We start from the raw sequence: 1,242 nt of genomic DNA on the forward strand, positions 1-1,242 counted from the left end.
CCATCCACCTTATTCAGAAAGTATTAAAGAGGCGATTAAACAATCGCCTCTTTAATACTTTCTACGATGTAACGAACATCATCATCCGTTACCATCGGACCAGCTGGCAAGCAGACACCCACCTTGAAGATGGCCTCACTTACGCCATTCACGTATGCAGGAGCATTCTGATAAACAGGCTGCTTATGCATAGGCTTCCAAACTGGTCTTGCCTCAATCTTCTTGCTCAACATGAAGATACGCAATGCCTCCACATTCTCATTCGGCTGACAATCAGTAGTAGGAGAATCCACCATGTGAATTACACCAGCTGCACCACCAACGGCAGTCTTCACTACCTCTTTATACGCATTCTCCTGACCTTGAATCTTCAACTTCGGATCTAGAGTCACAGTACAGAGCCAGTAGTTAGAATCATAGTCGGCATTAGGCGCCTCATGCAAGGTTACACCCTCAACATCCTTCAAGAGCTCCTTATACAACTCCTGTACATGCTTATGATGAGCGATGTGATCCTCCAATACAGTCATCTGACCACGACCGATACCCGCACAAACATTACTCATACGATAGTTGTAACCGATGGCAGTATGCTGATAGTAAGGATAAGCATCACGAGCCTGAGTAGCATACCACATCACGTTGTTCTTGCTCTCGGCATCCTGGCAGATCAAGGCACCACCACCAGAAGTAGTAATCATCTTGTTACCATTGAACGACAACACACCAAACTTACCGAATGTACCCAGCACCTGACCTTTCCATCTGGAACCACAGCCCTCAGCAGCATCCTCCACTACAGGGATACCATACTTTTCTGAAATCGCCATGATCTTATCGCAATCATAAGGCATACCATAGAGAGCAACAGGAACAATTGCCTTAGGATACTTACCCGTCTTCTCCTTACGGTCGATAATCGCCTTCTCCAGCAACTCCGGATCCATGTTCCATGAATCAGGCTCAGAATCGATGAACACAGGAGTAGCACCAAGATAAGTAATAGGATGAGAAGAAGCACAGAAAGTAAAGCTCTGCACGCAAACCTCATCACCAGGGCCTACGCCACAAGCCAGCAAACCCAAGTGAACGGCAGCAGTACCAGCGCTCAGCGCCACCACCTCACGAGACAACTCAGAGCCATCGCTGTTCTTAGAAACGAAAGCCTTGAGATCATCCTCAAAACCATTCACGTTAGGACCCAGAGGCACCACCCAGTTGGTATCAAATGCCTCCTTCACG

Annotated in this window: 1 protein-coding gene; it reads right to left on the bottom strand. The window is 47.3% G+C overall.

Annotated elements, in window-relative coordinates; translation table 11 throughout:
• Window positions 1–35: 35 nt before the first annotated feature.
• On the bottom strand, window positions 36–1,242 hold a 1,207-nt coding region (locus ACQRBJ_RS16015), incomplete at its 5' end, for a DegT/DnrJ/EryC1/StrS family aminotransferase (RefSeq protein ID WP_445304226.1).

This window comes from Prevotella sp. SGI.167, from assembly GCF_050313615.1.
Lineage (GTDB): Bacteria > Bacteroidota > Bacteroidia > Bacteroidales > Bacteroidaceae > Prevotella.